Consider the following 18,888-nt stretch of genomic DNA (forward strand, 5'->3'; position numbering starts at 1 on the left):
TTGCCCATGTACGCCATCACGTTGATCGCGTTGTCGACGCCCTTGGCGCGCAGGCGCTCGATGGTGTGCCGGTACATGGCGGCGAAGTCCTTGGCTTCCCAGCCGGAGCCGGCCTTGGCGATGACGTCGTTCTCGGGCTCGTGGTTGAGCACCAGGAAGAACTTCTCCGGGAAGCTGCTCTTGATCCGGGCGGCGAAGCGGTCGATGCGGGCGTCCTGCTCACCCTTGGCGACCTTGGCCCACGTCGAGCCGTACGCGATCTTCCAGTTCATCAGCAGCACGCGCGGGTGCTCGCTGTCGCGGGCCATGGCCATCTCCGACTTGGTCGGGAACGGCTCGTCACCCTTGTGGTAGGTGTGGAAGATGCTGGCGGTGCGGCCGCTGAGCTTCTCCCAGTCCTTGAGCGCGGCATCGCGCGGCGCGTCGGTGAAACCACCGGCCGCGGCGCCCCACAGCACGCCACACGACGGCACGAGCAGCTTGTCGGTCACGCAGTCACCGGCCGCGGGGGCGGCGGGCGGCGGCATGTCCTCGTCCTCGATCGGGGTGGCCGGCGGGGTGCTCGGCGCCGGCTCGGGCTGGGCCGGGACGGTCGGCTGGGGCTGCGGCTGCGCGGGGGTCGCAGCGGCGGCCGTCGAGATGATCAGGGCCGGGCCGCCGGTGCTCTCGGCCGAGCGGAGCCGGGTGATCGCGGTGGCGGACGACTGCAGCGCGAAGGCGTACGCGCCCGGACCGCTCACGACCTTGCTGAGGTCGAAGGTGACCTCCGTGGCAGCGGGGGCCGGAGTGGCGGAAGCGACGACCGCACCGAGCGCGGGGGCGTTGCCCGAGGTGAGCGAGCGCTCCGACCAGGCGGTGCCGGCTACGCGGGCGAGGGTGAGCCGGCCGGCCACGCCGCCGACCGTGGTCAGCCGCAGCCGGGCGGCGGCGACCGCGGTGCCGGCCGGGACCTCGAAGCGCAGGAACGCGGTCTTGGCGTCGCCCTTGAGGCGCCCGATCGCGAGCTTGTCCTCGGCGCCGAAGACGGCACTCTTACGGCCGCTCGAGACGTACGCGTCGTCGGTGGCGGCCAGCTTCAGCTCGGCGCCCCCGGCCGGGGCGGCGGCAGCCGGGGCGGCACCCGCCACGGCTCCGGCGCCGGCGGCCAAGGCGGCCAGGGCCGTCACGGACTTCGTCAGCTTCGCACGACGCACTTTTCATCTCCCCCGCGTTGTCCGGCCGCGTCTCGGCCGGGCATGGGAAGAAGATTCCGGGGCGTACGGTGCGCGCATCGTGCCCGTCGCGGTGCGGCCCGGTTGCGAACGACCCGAACGGCGAGACTTGAGGATTTCGCGGGGCGAGCCGGGGCGCACACGGGTCCGCAACGGTCATATGCTCGCCGCGCGATGATCGTCCGAGAGGGGGAGCCCCGTGACCGACATCGGCGCCGTCCTGGCGGCCACGCCCGTGATCGACGGGCACAACGACCTGCCCATGGCCCTGCGCGCCCGAGCCGGCTACCGGGTGGAGGGGCTGGCGGCGGACCGGCCGGAGTTCCACACCGACATCGCCCGGCTGCGGGCGGGCGGCGTGGGCGGGCAGTTCTGGTCCGTGTACGTCCCCTCCGACCTGCCGGAGCCGGAGGCGGTGGTGGCCACGCTCGAGCAGATCGACGCGGTGTACCGGCTCGTCGCCGCGTACCCGCAGGACCTCGCGATCGCGTACACCGCCGCGGACGTGACCCGGGCGCAGCGGGCGGGCCGGATCGCCTCGCTGATCGGAGTCGAGGGCGGGCACAGCCTGGGGTCGTCGCCGGGCGTGCTGCGGGCCCTGGCCCGGCTCGGGATCCGCTACGTGACGCTGACCCACAACCACAACACGTCCTGGGCCGACTCGGCCGCCGACGAACCGGGCTGCGGCGGGCTCAACGACGAAGGGCGCGCGGTCGTCGCCGAGATGCAGCGCATCGGCGTACTCGTGGACCTGTCGCACGTCGCGACGACCACCATGCACGCGGCCCTGGACGCCGCCACGGCCCCGGTGATCTTCAGTCACTCGTCGGCGCGGGCGGTCACGGACCACCGCCGCAACGCACCCGACGACGTCCTCGTCAAGCTGCGCGACAACGGCGGCGTGTGCATGGTGACCTTCGTGCCGCCGTTCGTCTCGGCCGAGGTGGCGGCGTGGACCGAGGCGGCCGACGCGGAATGGGAACGGCTGGGGCTGCCCGGCGACCTGGACGCCTGGCCGCGGGCACCCCGGCCGGGCGAGGAGCTCCCCGCCCGGCCCGTGCCGCAGGGGCCGGGCGGCGACCACCCGCCCGCCGCCTTCCGGCCCTGGCTGGCCGCCCATCCCCGCCCCGAGGCGACCATCGCCCAGGTGGCCGACCACGTCGAGCACGTCCGCGAGACCGCGGGCGTCGACCACGTGGGGCTCGGCGGCGACTACGACGGCTGCGACCGGCTCCCGGCCGGACTCGAGGACGTGTCGGGCTATCCGCGCCTGCTCGCCGAACTGGCGGCGCGGGGCTGGGCGGCGGCCGATCTGGAGAAGCTGACCGGCCGCAACATCCTGCGGGTGCTGCGGGCGGCGGAGGAACACGCCACCGAGCCGATGTGGCCGGCCTGACGGAGACGCCTCACCGGGTCACACCAGGCCGGCGTCGTGCACCAGGAGCGCCACCTGCACACGGTTGTTCAGGTCGAGCTTCGTGAGCAGGCGCGAGACGTGCGCCTTGACGGTCGCCACGCTCATGAACAGCTCGCCGGCGATCTCCGCGTTCGTCTTCCCCTGACCCAGCGCCACGGCCACCTCGCGTTCCCGGTCGCTCAACGTCTCGAGCAGGTGCCGGGCGCGATGCCGGCCGGTGTTGCCGTCGGGCGCCGCCACGTGCGCGATGAGCTGCCGGGTCACCGTGGGCGACAGCGTCGCCTCGCCGCCGGCCACCCGGCGGACCGCATGCAGGATCTCGACGGGCGGGGTGTCCTTGAGCAGGAAGCCGCTGGCGCCGGCCCGTAACGCGCGCAGCACATATTCGTCCGCGTCGAACGTGGTCAGCACGACGACCTCGGGGGCGCCGGGGCGGGCCCGCAGCGTCTCGGTGGCGGCGAGCCCGTCGACGCGCGGCATCCGGATGTCCATGAGCACGACGTGCGGCCGGTGCGCCGCCACCGCCGCCGGCACCTCGGACCCGTCCGCTGCCTCGGCCACGACCGACACGTCGTCCGCGCTGGACAGGATCATCGTGAGGCCGGCCCGGACCAGGGCGTCGTCGTCCACGATCAGCACCCGGATGGGGGCGGGCGGCGGGCCGCTCATGCCGGCCACGGCAGCCAGGCCGCGAGCACGAAGTCGCCGTCCGCGGAGCGGCCGTGGGTGAGCCGGCCACCGGCCAGGGTGGCCCGCTCGGCCAGCCCGATGAGCCCGGTGCCGGCACCCGGGAGCGCCGCCGGAACCGGGCGGCCGACCGGCGCCGGATTGCGGATGTCGATGGTGATCCCCTTCCCCGCCGCGCCGCCGACCGCGACCCGGACCGCCGTGCCCGGTGCGTGCTTGCGCGCGTTCGTCAGCCCCTCCTGCACGATCCGGTACGCGGTGCGCCCGGTGCCCGCCGGCACCTCCTGCGGCTCGTCGACCTGTACGTCCAGCCGGATCTTGACCCCGGCGGCCCGGGACTCGTCGGCCAGGGCCGGCAGCTCGTGCAGGGTCGGCTGGGGCCGTTCGGGCGGGGCGTCGCCGGCCGGCTCGCGCAGCACGCCGATGACCTCGCGAAGGTCCTGCAGCGCCTGGTGGGCGCTCGCCCGGATCACCCCGGCGGCGCTGGCCACCTCCGCCGGCGCCGCGTCCGGCCGGATCTCCAGCGCCCCGGCGTGCAGGCTGAGCAGCGAGATGCGGTGCGCCAGGACGTCGTGCATCTCGCGGGCGATACGGGTGCGCTCGAGGGCGCGCGCCTGGGCGACCCGGAGCTGCTGCTCGGCCTCGGCCCGGTCGGCACGGTCGCGCAGCGACACGACCAGCTGCCGGCGGGCACGCACGATCATCGCCCACAGCTGCACGATGAGCAGGATCGCGATGCTCCAGAACAGCGACTCCAGCACCGGGGTGTCGTTCTCGGGCCGGATCACGCAGAACGCCGCGTTGGTCGCCAGTCCGGCCACCGTCACCACGGCGGTCACCGCGAAGCGGCGGTGCACCCCGACGGAGAAGAGGATGACCAGGGCGGCGATGGCGATGGTGACCGACACCGTCCCGAAGACCAGCACGCCGGCCGCGAGGTGCACCGGCCAGCGGCGGCGCCACCACAGCGAGACGGAGAACACGACGCCGATGGCGAGGTCGCCGAGGATCAGCCAGGTCGGCGTGCTGCTCCACTGGGGAACCATCTCGGGGTGCGGATCGAGCAGATCCGCCGTCACCAGCAGGGTCCAGCCGAGACTGCAGACGAAGCACAGGATGTCGATGAGCCAGTCGCGGGTCGAGCGCGGCCCGGGCGGGCCGTCGGCCTCGTCGCGCAGGGCGGCCGGCAGCAGCCAGCGGTATTCCGGCGCCTGCTCGTCCGGGCGCACCGGCGCCAGCTCCCCCATGGCCGCCATCGTACGGTCGCCGTCCGCGGCGCCGATACCGACCAAAGTCGTAAGCCGCGCTAGACCAAGGTTCGCCGGCATCGACCGGCGGCCGACGCGCCCGACCGGGCGGTCCCGGCACGCTGGGACGCATGATCACGGTCGAGAACCTCACCAAACGGTACGGGACGCACCCGGCCGTCGACGACGTCTCGTTCACCTGCAGGCCCGGCACGGTGACCGGCTTCCTCGGTCCCAACGGGGCCGGCAAGTCCACGACGATGCGGATGATCTGCGGACTCACCCCTCCGACCTCGGGTACGGCGACCGTGGACGGCGTGCCGTACCGCCGCATCGGCAACCCGGGACGGCGCATCGGCGTGCTGCTCGACGCGTCCGCCCAGCACGCCGGGCGGACGGGGCGGGAGGTGCTGACCCTCGCCGCGCTGACCATGGGCGTCGACAAGCGGAGGGTCGACGAGAGCCTGGAGCGCGTCGGTCTCAACGACACCGCCGCCAAGCGCCGGGTGCGGGCGTACTCGCTGGGGATGCGGCAGCGGCTCGGGCTGGCGTACGCGCTGCTCGGCGACCCCGGCATCCTCGTGCTCGACGAGCCGGCGAACGGCCTCGACCCGGAGGGCATCTTCTGGATGCGCGGGCTGCTGCGCGACTTCGCCGACCGCGGCGGCACGGTGCTGCTCTCCTCGCACCTGCTGCGCGAGGTGGAGGCGGTAGCCGACCGGCTGGTCGTCATCGGCGGCGGCCGGATCGTGGCCCAGGGCGACAAGGCCGACCTGCTGGCCTCGTCCGGCACGATGGTCCGCGCGCTCGATGCCGGGGCCCTGCAGCGGGTGCTGCACCACGCCGGGCTCACCGGCACCGCCACGACCGACGGGGGTGTCGTGGTCCCTGCTGACGCGGAGACCGTCGGCCGGGCGGCCGCGGACGCCGGACTCGTCCTGCTCGAGCTGCGCCCCGCGGGCAGCAGCGGACTCGAGCACCTGTTCCTGACCCTGACCGCCGGTGACTCGGTGAAGGAGGCCGTGCGATGACCGCGGTGCAGAGCCCGTTGACCTCTCCGGCCGCCGCTGCGGTTGATGCGCGCGGTAGCCGTACCGAAAAAGGGGTGTCCTTCGCCCGGCTCACCCAGGTGGAGCTGCGCAAGCTGGCCGACACCCGGGCCGGTCTCTGGTTGCTGGTGGTGATCGGCCTGGCCTCGGCCGCCACGGCCGTCATCATGATCACGGCGGTCCCGGACGCCGAGCAGACGTACCACGGGCTGCTCTCGTTCGGCCTGCTGCCGGCGAGCGTGCTGCTGCCCGTGCTCGGCATCCTCTCGATGACCAGCGAATGGTCGCAACGCACGGCGCTCGGCACCTTCACCCTGACCCCGGCCCGGGGGCGGGTCATCGCGGCCAAGCTGGCGGCGACGGTGCTCATCGCGATCGCCGCGACCGCCGCGGCGGCGCTGCTCTCCGCGGCGGCCAACCTGGTCGTCCTCGGCACCGGCGGCGACGGCAGCTGGCACATCACCGCGGAACAGGTCGCCCGGCTCCTGCTCAACCAGGTCCTGTTCGTCCTGATGGGCTCGGCGTTCGGGGCGCTGCTGATGAACTCGCCGCTGGCCATCGTGCTGTACTTCGCGATCCCGACGGCGTGGTCGGCGCTCGGCGCGATGGTGAAGTGGCTGGGCAAGGCGGCCGAGTGGCTCGACATCAACATCACGGCGGCACCGCTGAGCGAACCGTCGATGGCCGCCGGTCAATGGGCCAGGCTCGCCGCGGCGTGCGCCCTGTGGGTGGGGCTGCCCCTGGTGCTGGGCACCATCCGGGTCCTGCGCCGCGAGATCTCCTGACGGTGGCACCGACCGGCCGCCGCGCAGGTTCGCGGCGGCCGGGACGGCGGTAGGGTGAACGGTATGCCGATCGGTGCGCAGCCACCCGGCCGGCGGGGCACGGTCGACGAGCCGTACAGCGCGCTCAATCTGCGGCTCGTGCTGGCCTTGTTCGGCTTCGTCGTGTGCACGGTGCTGTCCGTGCTGTTGTTCCGTGCCGGATGGACGGTGCCGGGCTGGCTGCTGGCGGCGTGGGCGCTGATCGCGGTCGGCGATGCGGTGGTGGTGCAGCTGCGGCGCCGCGCGCGGGCACGGACCGAGGGCGGCAGCGACCACTCGCTCTTCGAGTAGCCGGCAGCGCTAGTCGGCGGCCAGTGCCGTCACCGGGCTCACCTTGGCCCCGCGCCGGGCCGGCAGCACCCCGGCCAGCGCGGTGAACACGACGAGCGCCAGGAAGACCGTCGCCAGCTGGCCGGCGGGCAGCCGCAGCGGCGCGTTCACGTCCAGCGTCCGGACCGCCAGCCACGCGTACGGGACGCCGATGAGCAGCCCGAACCCGGCGCCGACGACGCCGTAGAGACTGGACTCGGCGGTCAGCATCGTGCGCAGGCCGCCGGGGGACAGTCCCACGGCGCGCAGCAGGCCCGACTCGCGGGTCCGCTCGACGACCGACAACGCCGCCGTGCTGCCCACGCCGACCACCGCGACCAGCACGGTGAGACTGATCAGGGCTACCCCGACGACGAGCACGATGGTGAGGGTCCGGTCCATCTCGTCGCGTTGGTCGGCCAGGACCTCCACGCCCATTCCGGGTTCGGCAGCGAGCAGCTCGCGCAGGGCCTTGGACCCGGCCGTGCGGCCCGCCTCGCCCGCCTCTGCTGCGTTGGCGACCATCGCGGTCGGCGCGGCGGGGACGCCGAGCTTCGTCATGTCGGCCGGGTTCATCAGCACCGAGAGGCCCAGCGGAGCAGACGGGTTGAGCAGCGTGGCGACGGTGACCTCGGTGGTCCTGTCACGCAGCCGGACGGTGACCCGGTCGCCTTCGCGGACTCCCATGCCGCCCGCCGCCCATCGTGCCACCGCGATCTGTCCCGGGCCGACCCGGGCGATGCCGGCGAGTTGCGGCAGCGCGGCCGGGTCGATGTCGAGGGAGCTGAAGGTGGAGTCCTCCTTGCCGTCCACCACCATGTCGAACACGCTTCGGTAGAAGGTCACGCCGGTCAGCTCGGGGCGCTGCCCGGCAGCGGTGACGATGCTGCGGGGCAGCGTCGAGTTCTCGGCCGAGACCTGGAAGTCCGCGGGCGCCTCCACCGCGACCTGCTGCTCGAGAACGGAACGCAGCGACGCGCCGGCGACCAGGGTGCCGCCGACGAGTGCGACGCCCAGGGCCACGACGACCGAGACCGCCGCCGCGCGCCGGGGAGCGCCGCCGATGCCGCCGACCGCCAGCCGCCCGAGCGGGCCGAGCCGGCGCAGCGGCCAGCCCACCACGGCGAGGAACGGCCGGACGAGCACCGGACCCAGCACGGCCAGCGCGAAGAAGGCCAGGGACGCGGACAATACGGTGCCGAAGAGCGGGCCGGTCGGATCGTAGTGCTCGGTGGCCGCGGTGGGCATCTCGGCGAAGACCAGCGCGGCCAGGCCCGCCGAGCCGAGGACCAGGAGAATGCCGAGGATCCACCGCGCCACTCCGATGTCACGCCGCCCGGCCGCGGTACTGGCGGAGCGCAACGCCTCGAGCGGCGGGACTCTGGCCGCCGCACGGGCGGGCGACAGGACCGCCACGAGGGTCAGGAAGACCACCAGCGCCACCACCCACAGACCCTCGGTCACCGGAAGGCCCGGCCCGGAGATCTTCGCGCCGAAGGCTGCGGCGACGGGCGGCGCCAACTGCCCGAGCAGGAGCGCCGCCAGCACGCCGGCGCCGCCGGTGACCAGGCCGGTGACGGCGCCCTCGACGGCGAGCGCGCGCGAGATCGAGCGGCGCCCGGCACCGATGGCCCGCAGCAGAGCCAGCTGCCGCATCCGCTGGGCGAAGACGATCCGGAACGTCGAGATCGCCACGAGTACGGCGGCCACCACCGCGATGAGGATGAAGACGCTGACCACGAGGAGCAGGTTCTTCGCGCCGTTGAGTGCTCCCTCGACCTCACGTGCGTGGTACTCGTCGCCGGTCAGGACCCGGGTCTCGGAGCCGTCCGGAGCGGTCGGCGCCGACCTCGTCACCTGCTCCACGGCCTTCCTCGCGGTCTGCTGCGCGACGCCCGGGTCCAGCCGCAGGTCCGCACGCCCGAAGGTGCCGACCCCGAGCACGTCGATCACCGTACGTTCGGTGCTGTAGGCGTTCTGGCCCCAGTCGTTCTGTCCGTCCACCACCCCGACGACGGTGAGCTCGGCCCGTCTGCCCTTGCCGCCCTCGCCGGCCGACACCTCACCTGCGACCTTCGCCCCGACCTGCAGGCCGAGCCGCTCGGCGGTACGCGGGGTGACCGCGATCTCGCCCTCGGCCTTCGGATAGCGGCCCTGCTGGACGGTGGCCTCGGCGAGCGGGCCGCCACCGGGATCCGCGGTCACCTCCAGGTAGCCGCCGCTGAGCTGGACGGAGCCGCTCATCCGCGCGGCGTGCCCGGCGACGCCCGGGACCGCGTCGAGCTTCCGCAGCAGGCCCACGGGCAGGTCACCCTCCACGACCACACCGGCCGCCGGGTCCTTGACCCCGTCCACGATGGTGTTCTCGGCGATCCGGTAGGCCAGCACCACGGAGTAGACCACGAACGACGCCACCAGCATGGCCAGGCCGGTCAGCAGCAGCCGGCTGGGCCGCCGGGCGACGCCCCCGAGCTGGGTACGCAGGACGGCGCGGCTCATCGCTGCCGTCCCGGGGAGGAGGGCTGCCGGGGCCGGCTCGGCGGCCGGAGGGGACTCGAACTCATCGGAAATCGTCCTCTGCGTGGAAGTCGGTGACCACGGAATCCTGCAGGCGATCGGTGGCGGGCGCATCGGCCGCACGAGAGGAAGGCGGGCGGACGGGGATCTGCCTTTCGGCCGATGGACGGCCGGCCCACGCGGTCGCGTTCCTTCCCCCGGACTGCGCGTCATGCCCGGTTTCGGGCGTTTACTCCCTGTACCGTCCTGTGCTGTGCGCGCCTCATACCGCTTCGCCGCCGCCGCTGTTCTCCTCCTCGCTCCCCTGGTGCCGCCCGCCGCGTCCGGCGTCGCGGCGCCCGCCCCGGCCAGGACGGCCGTGATCGACGACGTCCGGGAGCCGGCCCGCAAGACGTATTCGACCGCCGGCCTGGAGCGGCGCCGGCCCGGTCTCGCGCGCCGCGCCGCGGCCGGGCCCACGCCGCCGGCCGGCACGGTGCGAAAATGGCCTGCCCTCGACGACATCGACGGGCGGTTCTACCGCAAGGACTACACACTCCGCGGCATCGGCGACCACATCGAGGTGTGGGTGGCCGACGACGTGGCGTTCCCGGCCGGCGACTGCCGCCCCGCCGGGTCCACGGTGGTCACGGACGCGCAGATCGCCGGCCTGGTGCGGGAGTTCGACTCGACGATCTTCCCGCGCGAGACCGCCGCGTTCAGCACACCACCGGACCGCGACGGCTCCGGCGCGCAGCTCTCCGGCGACTACACCGGCGCCGGGCAGCGGACGGTCACGCTGGTGGACAACGTCCGCGACGACAACTACTACGACTTTCCCGCGGCGGCCACGTACATCGCGGGCTTTTTCTCCGAGCAGCTCAACGATCTCGTCGACCGCAATGTCATGACGATCGACGCGTACGACTGGCAGCACCGCACCGGGGCCAGCCCGCCGGACGAGCCGACCGGCGACCTGTGCACCAGCCGGCCCGCGCGCCCGCGGATGTACGAGGGGACGTTCGCCCACGAGTGGCAGCACCTGCTGCAGCACTACACCGACCCGGGCGAGGACCTGTGGGTCAACGAGGGCCTGTCGGACTACGCGCAGAGCCTCGTGGGATACGCCGACGGCACCGCCACCGTGTACCACCCGGGTGCGGACTCGCACCTGGTGTGTTTCCAGGGGTTCGCGGTCGTGAAGACGGCGTTCAACGCCAACCCGCGCGAGTGCGGCGGGGCGCAGAACTCGCTGAACCTGTGGACCGAGAGCGAGCCCGCGGAGGTGCTCGCCGACTACGGCAACGCGTACCAGTTCCTGCTCTACCTACGGGACCGGTTCGGCGCCGGGGTGCTGTCGCGGCTGCACCGCGACGGTGACCACCACGGCCTCGCCGCCGTGCAGACGGCGCTCGGCCCGAAGGTGCGGCTCTACGGCGTGCTGCACGACTTCCAGACCATGACCCTGGTGGACAAGGTCGCCCAGGACGGGACGATGATCGGAGTACCGCGGGAGCGGGTGACCGCCGCGAGCCTGCGTTCCACCGTCAACCTGGCCAACCCGGCGTCCTACGACCGGCCCGGCGCGGCCCCGAACGGTGCCGACTATGTGCGGCTGCGCGATGCCCGCGGGCGGTCGCTGCGCGGGGCCGACCTACGGTCGGTGCGGTTCCGCGGGGCCCGCACGCTGCCCTCGCTCCCGCTGGAGTGGACGGTACGCGACGGCGCCCTGTTCTCCGGCGACGCGAGTGACACCGACGCCGCCGCAGTGGTTCCGGTGCGGGTCCCGGAGGGGTCGGCCACCCTCACGCTGCGTGCCCGGTACGGCGCCGAGAAGGGCTACGACTACGGGTACGTGACCGTGTCGGCCGACGGGGGTCGCACGTACCGGGCCGTCGCCGGTGACCGGACCGTCGCCGGTCCGCTCGGCCCCGGCGTCACCGGAACCACGGACGGCTTCGAGAAACACACCTACGACCTTTCCGCGTACGCCGGCAAGCGGGTCCTGCTGGGCCTGCGCTACGTCAGCGACGGCGGCGTCAACGAGGGCGGCTGGTTCGTCGACGACGTGATGCTCGGGGGCCGGACGGTCAGCGACGGTACGACGCTGAAGGGCTTCCGCTCGCCCACGCAGATCGTGCCGGTGGCGGTGCACGCGTGGAACGTGCGGCTGGTCGGGCTCGACGATGCCGGGAAACGGGCGCGGCAGGTGCCCGTGGGGCAGTTCGCGGCGCTGCGGGCGTACCCGAAGGTGGTGGCGATCGTCGCCTACGACGAGCCGACCGGCGAGGTCGACCAGTACGCGCCCTACGCGCTGACCGTGAACGGCGTTGCTCAGCCGGGCGGCAGCACGCCGTAGATCAGGGCCGGGGAGCCGGCGCCGCCCCGCACGATCTGCCCGCCGCACAGGATCCACGCGCCGGTCTCGGGCAGGGCGGCGAGGTTGGCGAGCACCTCGAGGCTGAGCCGGTGCTCCTGATGGACGAGGCGGGAGGCCGCGTACGCCGTGTCCGTGCCGGGGTCCGGGCCGAACGTGTCGGTGCCGGTGCCGCCACGCCGGCCCAGCCGCCCGCTGTCGACGAGCCACCGCACCGCGTCCACGCCGAAGCCCGGCTGATGCAGGGCGCCGTCGGCGTCGCGGCCGTAGTAGGCGTCCGTGCCCCACTTGGCGTCCCAGCCGGTCCAGAGGACCACGAACGAGTCCGGCGGGATGGGCCCGTGCTCCTCCTCCCAGTCCAGCAGGTCCGCGCGGGACAGGGCGAAGTCGGGATCGGCGGCGCACCGGTCCCGGACGTCGATCTTGACGGCCGGGCGGAACAGGTCGTCGGGCTCCAGGTCGTCGGCGAGCGCGGCGCCCTCGGTGAAGTGGCCGGGCGCGCTCCAATGGGTGCCGGTGTGCTCGCCCTGGCGCACGTAGCTCAGGCGGTAGCCGTCGCGCGCGATGGTGGCGACGGTGTCGGTCGTGAACGCCGGGTCGCCGGGGTAGAGGCATGCGGCCGCGGGGTCGGCGACGTGCGAGAGGCTGACGAGGTTCAGCTGCATCCGGTCAGTGTGCGGGGTCGGCGAGGACCAGGGCGAGGCGGCCGGTGCGGCTCTTCTTGGCGGCGTACATGGCGGCGTCGGCGCGGGCGATCAGGGTGTCCGCGGCCGTGGTCCGCGGGTCGCCCCAGGCCACTCCGATGCTCGCCTGGGGCAGCAGGCGGCCGCCCTCGACGTCGAGTCCGCCGGTGGCGAGGGCCGCCACGAGGGTCTGGCCGATGTGCCGGGCGTCGAGGGCGGCCGGGACGTCGGGGCAGATGACCACGAACTCGTCGCCGCCGAACCGGCCGACCACGTCGCCGTCGCGAACCGCGGCGCGCAGGCGGGAGGCGACGTGGGTGAGCAGGCGGTCGCCGGCCGCGTGCCCGTACACGTCGTTGACCTGCTTGAACTCGTTGAGGTCGATGAAGACGACGGCGGTGCCGCGGGTCGCTCCGGTTCCGGTCAGCGACTCCTGGAGGGCGGCGAGCGTGGCGGCGCGGTTGCGGCAGCCGGTCAGCGCGTCGTACGTCGCCCGCTGGTTGAGCTCCTCGCGCAGCCGCACGTCCTCGGTGACGTCGGTGAGGCAGATGATGGCGCCGGTGACCGCCCCGGCCGTACCGGTGAGACAGCGCAGGTTGGCACGGACCCGGCGCAGGCCGCGCGCGGCGTGGTGGTAGCCGTACTCGGCGTCGGTGTCGTGCCCGGCCAGCACGGCGTCGATGGCCGCCTCGATGGCGGGCCGGTCCGCGGACACGATCCGGTCCAGGTGGTGGCCGCCCAGGATCTCGCCGGCGTCGGCGCCGATGGCCCGGGCGGCGCGCTCGTTCTGGTACGCGATCCGGCGGTCGGTGCCGATCTGCACGATCCCCATCGGGATCGTCTCGGTGAGCCGGCGCAGCAGCTGCGAGCTGGCCCGCAGCGCCTCCTGGGCGGCCATCTCGTCGGAGATGTCGAGCATGTCGGCGACGACCTCGCCCACCTCGGGATCGGCCAGGCGGTTGTGGTTGGTGATCTCGAACCAGACGACGTGCCCGTCGCGGTGCAGGTGGCGCAGGCGTACCCGGCGGGCCGCGCCGTCTGAGGTGGACAGCAGGTCCATCCAGCTGGCGATGGCCCGCACCCGGTCGTCGGGGTGGATGAGGTCGACCGCGCGCGTGCCCTTGAGCTCCTCCGCGGTCCAGCCCAGCACCTGGACGACCTCCGGGTCGGCGCCGAGGATGACGGCGTTGAGGTCCTTACGGACGGTGATCAGGCGCGGCTTGATCGGCTCGTGTTCCAGCGGCCCGTCGCCGCCGTCGCCGGTGAGGCCGGCGATGAGGACCAGCGGCAAGCCGTACCGGTGGGTGAGGTCGAAGATCCGCAGCTCGACGAGCTGGGAGGGGGCGGCGATCGGGCGCACCCGGCAGGTGGCGGTGCCGCGGGTCAGGAACTCGTGCCACGCGTCGATGACGACCGGGTGGTCCTCGGCGACGAAGATGTCCAGCGCCGAGCGGGGCCCGACCACCGGGCGCAGGGTGCCCAGCTCGAAACCGGCGGGCAGGCCGGCGAACAGCCCGGACGGCGTGACCGCGCTGACGAAGGCATCCGGGTGGCGGGCGACCGCCTCGGCGTACACCGCGTCGCGCTCGGCCTCGGTCAACCTCACGTCCGGCATGCCTGACGCATCGGCGGGCCGTGCCGTCACTGAAGGGAAACGACCGACGTTGACACTGTCATATTGACAGTGTCAGTATGGTCGGCGTGTGGACGATGGACGAGCTCGTGGAGCGGGTACGCGCGGCCCTGGCGGCGGAGTATCCCGGCGCGCCCAACGGCCGGGTCCGCGACGTGCCCGACCGGCGGGCCATCCGGTGGTACACCACGACCGGCTTGGTCGACCGCCCGGCCGGGATGCGAGGCCGCACCGCCCTCTACGGCCCACGGCATGTGATGCAGCTGGTGGCGGTGAAGCGGCGCCAGGCGCAGGGGCACTCCCTCGCCGCGATCCAGGCGGAGCTGGCCGGCGCGAGCGATGCGGAGCTGGCCGCTGCGGCCCGGGTGCCACCGGAGCTGCTCTCGGGTGCCGGCGACGCGGAGGTCGCCGCACCGGGCCGGCCCCGGTTCTGGACGGCGGCACCCGCCACCTCTTCCCCCTCTCCTTCCCCATCGCAGCCGCTGGTCACCGAGGTCGGTGGCGTCACGCTGGGCGGCGGGGCGATCCTGGTTCTTCCGGTACGCCCGGAGCCGGCCGACCACGCCGCGATCGCGACCGCCGCCCGCCCCCTGCTCGACCTGCTCGCCGCCCGAGGCCTGCTGGTGCCCACCCCTGACCTGTCCGCCGCCCGAGACCCGCTCGAGCCCACCCCCGACGATGGGAGCCCGTCATGACCCTGTCCGTCACGCCGATGGAGCCGGCGGAGCTGAACCGCATCCGGATCCTGCCCGACGCCGGTCTGGGGGCGCTGCGCACCGACCGCGGCAACCTGCCGCTGGACCGGCTCGACGTCCGGGCCCGGATCAGCGGGCTGGTCGCGCACACCACGGTCACCACCGAGTTCGTCAACGCGTACGACACCGCGCTGGAGGCCACGTACGTGTTCCCGTTGCCCGACCGGGCCGCGGTCACCGGGATGACCATGACCGCCGACGGGCGTACGGTCGCGGCCGTGCTGCAGGAGCGGGCGGCGGCCCGGGAGGCGTACGACCAGGCGGTCGCCGCGGGACAGCGAGCGTCCATCGCCGAGGAGGAACGGCCCGACGTCTTCACCATGCGGGTCGGCAACATCGTTCCCGGCGAGCGGGTCGTGGTGGAGCTGACGCTCGCCGGCCCGCTGCCCTGGGAGGACGGCGCCGCGACGTTCCGCTTCCCGCTGGTGGTCGCACCCCGGTACGTGCCGGGCACGCCGCTGGCGGACACCCCGGTGGGCGCCGGGCAGGTCCGCGACACCGACGCCGTGCCGGACGCCTCCCGGATCACCCCCCCGGTGCTGCTGCCCGGCTTCCCCAACCCGCTGCGGCTGTCGATCTCCGTCGACATAGACACCGCAGGTCTCCCCCTCAGCGAGGTGCGCTCGAGCCTGCACACGGTGACGACCTCCGGCGGCCGGGTCGAGATCGCGGCCGGGGAGCGCGCGGACCGCGACTTCGTCCTGCGGCTGCCGTACGCCGGCGACGGCTCCGGGGCGGTGTTCGTGCCGGACCCCGACGGCGACGAGGGCACGTACCAGCTGGTGGTCCTGCCGCCCGCCGCCGCCGACGCACCGGCCCGGCCCAAGGACGTGGTGCTGGTGCTCGACCGCTCGGGCAGCATGGGCGGCTGGAAGATGGTCGCCGCCCGGCGTGCCGCGGCCCGGGTGGTCGACACCCTGACCGCCGACGACCGGTTCGCGGTGCTGACCTTCGACCACCAGGTCGGCCGCCCGGACGACCTCGGCGAGGGGCTGGCCGAGGCGACCGACCGCCACCGGTTCCGCGCGGTCGAGCACCTGGCCCGCGCCGACGCCCGCGGTGGCACGGAGCTGCTCGCCCCGCTGCGCGAAGGCCTGTCCCTGCTCGCCGGAGTGGAGGGGCGCGAGCGGGTGCTGGTGCTGGTCACCGACGGCCAGGTCGGCAACGAGGACCAGATCCTCGCCGAGGTGACCGCGCTGATCGGCACCACCCGGGTGCATACCGTGGGCATCGACCGAGCCGTGAACGCCGGCTTCCTGGGCCGGCTCGCCGCGCTCGGCGCCGGCCGCTGCGAGCTGGTCGAGAGCGAGGACCGGCTGGACGAGGCGATGGAGCAGATCCACCGGCGGATCGGCTCACCCCTGGTCACCGACGTCACCGTGACCGGGATGAGGCCGGGCCGGCCACAGTCGATCTTCCCGGGCGTACCGTTGGTCCTGTTCGGACGCTCCACCGGTGCCGCGCCGTCCGCGGTAACCGTGCGGGGACGCCACCGCGACGACAGCGCCTTCACCGTCGAGGTCCCGGTCGAACGCCGCGACGAGCCCGCGGTGACGGCCCAGTGGGCGCGCACGCGGCTCCGTGAGCTCGAGGACCGGTACGCCGCCGGCGACCACTCCCTGGAGCAGGAGATCGTCAGCACGTCCCTGCGCTACGGGGTGCTGTGCCGCTTCACCGCGTTCGTCGCCGTGGACAGCCGCGTGGTCAACGAGGGCGGCCGGAGCCGGCGGGTGACCCAGCCGGTCGAGTCGCCGTCCGGGTGGGACCTGTTCGACGCCGCCCAGCCGCGGCCCTTCCTGGTGGCTGGAGCCGCGGCGGCCATGCCACCACCCGCCGCTCCCGCGCCCGGCGGCCCGATGCCCGGCCGGCCCGGCTTCGCGCCGGTCCGGGGCCAGGCCGCCCGGGGTCCGCAGCCGTTCGCGGCCGTACCGTCCGGGGTGATGGCACGCGGCTTCAACCGCAAGGCGGTCGCGCCGGCCGGCACCGGGCTGACGCTGCAGGACCTCACCGCGATCGTGGCGGTCGAGGCGCAACGGCTGTGCGAGGCGGAGAACCGGCCGCTCGCCGAACGCCGGGAGCTGCTGGCGGACCTGGGCACCCGGCTCACCGCCCTGCTGGAGGGCATGACCGCGCCCGAGGTCACCGCGTTGCGCGAGCTGGCCGAGCGGCTGCGGACCGGCGGCGACCCGGCGGCCGACTGGGCGTACGCGCGGCGGGTGCTGGACGGCTTCACACCCGCGGCCGGGCAGCGCAAGGCGTTCTGGAAGCGCTGACCGGCTGCTCAGAACGGGAAGGTGCCGACCGGCGGAAGCTGCTTCGGCGCGTCCGCGGGCGGCAGGCCCTGGGCGGCGATCTCGGCCTTCGAGGCCGTGGCGAGATCCAGGGCCGCCGCCGTCTCCTGGACCGGCTGCTCCAGCGCGGTCGTGAACGGCTGCGCGGCCCGGCAGACGGCACCCTTCGCGGGCAACGTCTTGTGCAGCAGGTAGCCGTCCATCGCAGCCGTCACGCACGGCGACGTCCCGTACGCCGTGTGCCCGAAGTTGTCGCTGCTGAGCAGGCGTGCGTGGGCGAGCAACCCGGCCGAGCCGACGGCCTGGTAGTAGTTGGTCGCCGGATCCCAGTAGCTGCCGACGACGAGCACGGTGTTGCGGGTCCGCCGGGTGAACGGTCCGGTGTAGGCGTCCTCGTCGCGCACCTGCCAGATGTCGCGGGCGCACGGGGCGCTCGCCCACGCCCAGGCGGGACCGAAGTACGGCGCCCGCTCGGCGGCCTTCGCCACCTTCGCCGGCCACGACGCCACCTTGGCCGGGTGCCGCCCGTCGGTGCACATGACCGCCGCGTACGCGTCGAGCGAGTTGTCGTACGGGAACGCGCGGCCCTGCACCGACGAGGCGGCTGCGGCCACCTCGCTCGCCGACGCGTGCGTGGACGTCAGTGCCCACAAGTCGCGTGCCAGGCCGGTGACCTGGTCCGGGGCGTCAGCGGCGTACAGCGACGTCAGGACGTACCCGATGAATGTCGCGTAGGTGACCTTGACACCCTCCAGGGTGACCGGCCTGGCGCGCAGCCGCCCGGCAAGGGTGGCGAAGCGCCGCACAGGGTCGCCGGCGGCGAACGCGCACCGGCTCTCGCCGGCCTTGTCGCAGAGGGTGAGGATGCGCCGTAACGCCCGCTCGGCGCCCTGCGCCGACCCGAGCCGCTCGTCCTGGATCACACCCTGGGTCCTCGCCGAGCCGATCCACGACCGCGGGTTGATGACCCCGTCGACGGCGATGGCGCGGAAGCGGTCGGGGAACATGTTCGCGTAGTACTGGCCGAGCGCGGTGCCGTAGCTGAAGCCCAGGTAGCTGAGCTTCTTGTCGCCCACGGCGCGGCGCATGACGTCCATGTCCCGGGCCACCTCGGCGGTGGACATCGCGCCGGCGAGCCGGCGCCCGGTGGTCGAGCAGCCGGTGGCGAGCTTGCGGACGCTTTTCAGGTACGTCCTCGTCTGCTTCGCGCCCACCGGGAATGCCACACCCATGCCCTTGAGCGCCGCGGTCTGCCGGCCCGCGTCGGTGAAGCAGGAGACGGCGTCACTGGCCCCGATGCCACGCGGATCCATGCCGACGACATCGAAACGCTCCAGCAGTGAGTCGCTGAGCACCATCGGCGCCACGAGCGCGAAAGAGGTGGCGGAGGAACCCGGGCCGCCCGGGTTCACGAACAGGCTGCCGATCCTGTGCCGCTGGTCCTTGGCCCGCACCCGCAGCAGCGCGACCGTGGTCTGCTCGCCGTGGGGGTTGTCGTAGTCGAGCGGGACGTGGGCGGTTGCGCACTGGGCCCAGCTGTAGCAGGCGTACCAGCGCAGATGCGGGGTGGCGACGGCACCGACCCGGCGGGCCTCGAGGGCGCTGGTGACCGCGCTCCCCGCCGCGTCCATCCCGGCGACCGGCGTGCCGGGCGCGGTCACCGACGTGCCGGATGCGGTCACCGACGTGCCGGGCGCGGCGACGGCCGGCACCGCGGCCCCGCCGGCGAGGACGAGCCCGGCGACGCTCGCGGCGAGCAGGCGGAGGGTGAGCGGCATGCGGGCGCCCTTTCAGCGGAGGTATCAGACGAATCGGCACCGCTCCGATGCCCCGAGTAGCCCGTTCGGGTGCCCTCACCCTGGCCGTTCGGCCCATCCTGCGCCGAGGTCGCGGCGCGCGGCGCCGGCCG

The 18,888-nt window shown here is 73.9% G+C and carries 14 protein-coding genes; 7 read left to right on the forward strand and 7 right to left on the reverse strand.

Translation table 11 applies throughout. The annotated features are described in order from the left end of the window. On the reverse strand, positions 1 to 1,193 hold a 1,193-nt coding region (locus AB0J80_RS26445), incomplete at its 3' end, for a DNRLRE domain-containing protein (protein ID WP_364709889.1). Positions 1,194 to 1,410: 217 nt separating this feature from the next. On the opposite strand from AB0J80_RS26445, the gene AB0J80_RS26450 reads away from it, so the two are divergent. After that, a complete protein-coding gene (locus tag AB0J80_RS26450; RefSeq protein ID WP_364709892.1) occupies positions 1,411 to 2,607 on the forward strand; it encodes a dipeptidase in 1,197 nt (398 codons plus the stop codon). 18 nt (positions 2,608 to 2,625) lie between these two features. Here AB0J80_RS26450 and AB0J80_RS26455 read toward each other — a convergent pair whose 3' ends face one another. Then, entirely contained in the window at positions 2,626 to 3,297 is a 672-nt protein-coding gene (locus AB0J80_RS26455) for a response regulator transcription factor (protein ID WP_364709893.1), read from the reverse strand. Next, positions 3,294 to 4,562, reverse strand: coding sequence for a histidine kinase (locus AB0J80_RS26460; protein WP_364709895.1), 1,269 nt, complete (start codon positions 4,560 to 4,562; stop codon positions 3,294 to 3,296). Before AB0J80_RS26460 ends, AB0J80_RS26455 begins: the two co-directional genes overlap by 4 nt. A 131-nt stretch (positions 4,563 to 4,693) precedes the next feature. On the opposite strand from AB0J80_RS26460, the gene AB0J80_RS26465 reads away from it, so the two are divergent. The 3 genes from AB0J80_RS26465 (at position 4,694) to AB0J80_RS26475 (ending at position 6,726) form a co-directional block, all read left to right on the forward strand. Further along, on the forward strand, positions 4,694 to 5,593 hold the full coding sequence (locus AB0J80_RS26465; protein WP_364709897.1) for an ABC transporter ATP-binding protein: 900 nt from the start codon (positions 4,694 to 4,696) through the stop codon (positions 5,591 to 5,593). Then, positions 5,590 to 6,396: an ABC transporter permease gene (locus AB0J80_RS26470; protein ID WP_364709900.1), complete on the forward strand. Its 807-nt coding sequence runs from the start codon at positions 5,590 to 5,592 to the stop codon at positions 6,394 to 6,396. The genes AB0J80_RS26465 and AB0J80_RS26470 overlap by 4 nt, the downstream gene beginning before the upstream one ends. A gap of 63 nt (positions 6,397 to 6,459) precedes the next feature. Next, positions 6,460 to 6,726 (forward strand): hypothetical protein, encoded by a 267-nt coding sequence (locus AB0J80_RS26475; protein ID WP_364709903.1) that lies wholly within the window; start codon positions 6,460 to 6,462, stop codon positions 6,724 to 6,726. Positions 6,727 to 6,735: 9 nt separating this feature from the next. On the opposite strand, the gene AB0J80_RS26480 is transcribed toward AB0J80_RS26475, so the two are convergent. Further along, positions 6,736 to 9,243, reverse strand: coding sequence for an FtsX-like permease family protein (locus AB0J80_RS26480; protein WP_364709905.1), 2,508 nt, complete (start codon positions 9,241 to 9,243; stop codon positions 6,736 to 6,738). A 271-nt stretch (positions 9,244 to 9,514) separates the two neighbouring features. On the opposite strand from AB0J80_RS26480, the gene AB0J80_RS26485 reads away from it, so the two are divergent. After that, complete coding sequence (locus AB0J80_RS26485; protein ID WP_364709908.1) at positions 9,515 to 11,599, forward strand: peptidase M6 immune inhibitor A; 2,085 nt, start codon at positions 9,515 to 9,517, stop codon at positions 11,597 to 11,599. Here the strand turns inward: AB0J80_RS26485 and AB0J80_RS26490 are convergent. Next, on the reverse strand, positions 11,575 to 12,282 hold the full coding sequence (locus tag AB0J80_RS26490) for a cyclase family protein (RefSeq protein ID WP_364709910.1): 708 nt from the start codon (positions 12,280 to 12,282) through the stop codon (positions 11,575 to 11,577). The two genes, AB0J80_RS26485 and AB0J80_RS26490, sit on opposite strands and share 25 nt — an antisense overlap. Positions 12,283 to 12,286: 4 nt before the next feature. Then, positions 12,287 to 13,906 carry a diguanylate cyclase gene (locus tag AB0J80_RS26495; protein WP_364709912.1) on the reverse strand — a complete coding sequence of 540 codons (1,620 nt, stop codon included), beginning with the start codon at positions 13,904 to 13,906 and terminating at the stop codon, positions 12,287 to 12,289. Between the two features lie 86 nt (positions 13,907 to 13,992). On the opposite strand from AB0J80_RS26495, the gene AB0J80_RS26500 reads away from it, so the two are divergent. Further along, entirely contained in the window at positions 13,993 to 14,628 is a 636-nt protein-coding gene (locus AB0J80_RS26500; protein WP_364709915.1) for a MerR family transcriptional regulator, read from the forward strand. Next, entirely contained in the window at positions 14,625 to 16,961 is a 2,337-nt protein-coding gene (locus AB0J80_RS26505; protein WP_364709917.1) for a VIT domain-containing protein, read from the forward strand. The genes AB0J80_RS26500 and AB0J80_RS26505 overlap by 4 nt, the downstream gene beginning before the upstream one ends. 8 nt (positions 16,962 to 16,969) lie before the next feature. Here the strand turns inward: AB0J80_RS26505 and AB0J80_RS26510 are convergent, their stop codons facing one another. Next, positions 16,970 to 18,757: an alpha/beta hydrolase gene (locus AB0J80_RS26510; protein ID WP_364709920.1), complete on the reverse strand. Its 1,788-nt coding sequence runs from the start codon at positions 18,755 to 18,757 to the stop codon at positions 16,970 to 16,972. Between the last annotated feature and the right edge of the window lie 131 nt (positions 18,758 to 18,888).

The organism is Actinoplanes sp. NPDC049548, from assembly GCF_040676695.1.
Lineage (GTDB): Bacteria > Actinomycetota > Actinomycetes > Mycobacteriales > Micromonosporaceae > Actinoplanes.

Excerpts from the sequence above, each read along its gene's own strand:
- AB0J80_RS26455 (WP_364709893.1), bottom strand. The coding sequence starts at position 3,297 with ATGAGCGGCCCGCCGCCCGCCCCCATCCGGGTGCTGATCGTGGACGAC.
- AB0J80_RS26460 (WP_364709895.1), bottom strand. The coding sequence starts at position 4,562 with ATGGGGGAGCTGGCGCCGGTGCGCCCGGACGAGCAGGCGCCGGAATAC.
- AB0J80_RS26465 (WP_364709897.1), top strand. The coding sequence starts at position 4,694 with ATGATCACGGTCGAGAACCTCACCAAACGGTACGGGACGCACCCGGCC.
- AB0J80_RS26470 (WP_364709900.1), top strand. The coding sequence starts at position 5,590 with ATGACCGCGGTGCAGAGCCCGTTGACCTCTCCGGCCGCCGCTGCGGTT.
- AB0J80_RS26475 (WP_364709903.1), top strand. The coding sequence starts at position 6,460 with ATGCCGATCGGTGCGCAGCCACCCGGCCGGCGGGGCACGGTCGACGAG.
- AB0J80_RS26480 (WP_364709905.1), bottom strand. The coding sequence starts at position 9,243 with ATGAGCCGCGCCGTCCTGCGTACCCAGCTCGGGGGCGTCGCCCGGCGG.
- AB0J80_RS26490 (WP_364709910.1), bottom strand. The coding sequence starts at position 12,282 with ATGCAGCTGAACCTCGTCAGCCTCTCGCACGTCGCCGACCCCGCGGCC.
- AB0J80_RS26500 (WP_364709915.1), top strand. The coding sequence starts at position 13,993 with ATGGTCGGCGTGTGGACGATGGACGAGCTCGTGGAGCGGGTACGCGCG.
- AB0J80_RS26505 (WP_364709917.1), top strand. The coding sequence starts at position 14,625 with ATGACCCTGTCCGTCACGCCGATGGAGCCGGCGGAGCTGAACCGCATC.
- AB0J80_RS26510 (WP_364709920.1), bottom strand. The coding sequence starts at position 18,757 with ATGCCGCTCACCCTCCGCCTGCTCGCCGCGAGCGTCGCCGGGCTCGTC.